Annotated in this window: 3 protein-coding genes and 1 pseudogene; all 4 read right to left on the reverse strand. The window is 41.5% G+C overall.

What is annotated here, in order from left to right:
• Window positions 1-1,100 (reverse strand): annotated as a pseudogene (locus OKC24_RS19555) (hypothetical protein); the annotation flags it as partial.
• Window positions 1,084-1,275 carry a hypothetical protein gene (locus tag OKC24_RS19560; protein WP_131276464.1) on the reverse strand — a complete coding sequence of 64 codons (192 nt, stop codon included), beginning with the start codon at window positions 1,273-1,275 and terminating at the stop codon, window positions 1,084-1,086. The pseudogene OKC24_RS19555 and the gene OKC24_RS19560, both read right to left, overlap by 17 nt.
• A complete protein-coding gene (locus OKC24_RS19565; protein ID WP_228257663.1) occupies window positions 1,272-1,517 on the reverse strand; it encodes a hypothetical protein in 246 nt (81 codons plus the stop codon). The genes OKC24_RS19560 and OKC24_RS19565 overlap by 4 nt, the downstream gene beginning before the upstream one ends.
• A gap of 10 nt (window positions 1,518-1,527) precedes the next feature.
• Window positions 1,528-2,094, reverse strand: a 567-nt coding sequence (locus tag OKC24_RS19570) for a phage BR0599 family protein (RefSeq protein WP_265466274.1), incomplete at its 5' end; no start/stop codon positions are given.

The following is a 2,094-nucleotide window of genomic DNA, read 5'->3' on the forward strand; positions in this document are numbered from 1 at the left end:
AATTCATTGATCGCATCCAAGCAAGATTTTTCAGTTATTGCCCACGAAATACCCAAGCACTCGTCATAAATTCGATCTGCAGCTTTCATGAAATTTAGGTCATTTACATCAGATTCTGGCTTGTTCATCGCTGTATCATCAGTGAGAATTTCACGGATTTTATGAACTGGGTTTATATCTAATGAACTGATTGAAGAAATGAGCATGCCACCAACTGGCAGTTGCGGTTGATTGATTTCAACATATGCTTCAGACAGCTTCATCGGATCAGTATAATTACCTGAAAAACTAACACTGAATAAAGCACTGCGCATACCAGGCGCACCCTTTGGAATTCTAAAATGATAAATTTTTCTACTTGACCAGTAATCATCATCGCTCAAAATTTCAGTTCTAATGAGCTTGAAACCATCAGATTCAAGATACGTTCCTGGGCCAGATGTGCTTTGAATTAAAACTGAAAATACTTGATCTTCAATTGAATCATAAATAAAACCAATACCTAGCTTGATTGATCCGCTATTTCGATCAAAACTAAAACGCCGAACTGCATATCTATCAATTTCCTGAAGCTCAGTACCATTAATTTCAGTAGAAAAATTATATAGATCAGAATATCTCGCTTCTATTTGCTCTATCTCTTCGCCATTTTGGTCAGGGATTTCAGCTCTATCGTCATACCACTGTTCACGGTCATCATTACGCACATGAATACGCTGCGGCCAGAGCAGCATTTCTTTCATGTAGCCTGAGTTGCCCAGATAAAAATCTTCAAATGCCAAATAAGACTGAAATGGATATGCCAGCGGCGGCAGATCATTTACAGCCAAGTAGTCAGAATAAAATTGTAGTGCAGTAGGATTTGCGGCCCCGTATTTCGCATGTACTTTGCCCACAACACCACCTTCATTTTCTCCATACAAATTAGGTGAATTAACGATGCCTTCAGACAATGCATTTCCATTTTCATCAACAAATGGATGAAGCCAGCCGCGCTTATCGAAGTTGATGCCAAGAAGTTTTTCGATTGGGTTGCCGATGAATAAAAGAAAATTTGAAAAATACTTGTAGCCCGTTGTTTGCTTACTGCTGCTGCCCATTTTTTACATACTCCACAACCTGCTGCGCCATTGCATCATTCATTTTTTCTACAGTTTCCAGCTCAATGCCGTTTTTAATAAAGTCTTGCCAATCCAAACCTTGAGACAAAAAAAATGCCCGCGATCCGCGAGCACACATGCCAGTTTTTCTTAAGTCTGAAATATAAATTCTCATTTGCCGCCTTTACTTTTGATTGCTTCAGTACGCTGGCCCCACATATGCGTGATATTTCCATACATGTGGGGACTGCCTGCAATGTCTGAGAATGAAGTACCCTCATCTGCTATCGTTCCATCAAGCTGATTTGCAGAGGCACTATTCTTTTTTTGAGATTTGCGAATGCTGTAATAACTGTATGCTACGGTAGCCACCATCAGCGCCAGCATTGCGTATATCACCCATGGTGCAATAACCACGACGCTCTCCTTATTTGATCAGCTGTGTGTAAATTGGATTGCTGCTCGGAATGAACGGGTGTCCTGCAAAACGCAGATTGTTTTCAAATTTAGCCGCACAGGTTTTCAATGATTGATCACAGCCAGGTGCCACACGCACAATATCACCCACTTTTAGGCCGACATGCTGGCGGTAGAGACTTAAACTGTTTGCTGAACTGGATGTGACCAGCGTGTTCACCCCGTCTTTTAAAAGCAGGCCTAAACTTAACCCACCGTCTGGATATGTTTTTGATTCCATAATGGGATCGCCATCTTCAAAAGTCGGATTACCCTGCCCATCTAAAACCGGATTCCCTTCTTCATCCAGAACTGGAATTTGCTCGAATACTGGATTGCCGGCTGCATCTTTGACTTGTGTTGGCACCACATCAAATGAGATTTTCAGGCCATCAATCGCAGTCACTTTGATTTCAAACGCCCAGTCTTCAAATTTAAGCCCGCACCAACGGTCATAAATTGAGTTCGGGCATGACGACTGAAATTTTCGAGTCAGAATATTGCGGTTTAAATATGATTCACCTGTTTCACACACCAG

The sequence above is a fragment of the Acinetobacter entericus genome (assembly GCF_026168575.1).
GTDB classification, from domain to species: Bacteria; Pseudomonadota; Gammaproteobacteria; order Pseudomonadales; family Moraxellaceae; genus Acinetobacter; species Acinetobacter bouvetii.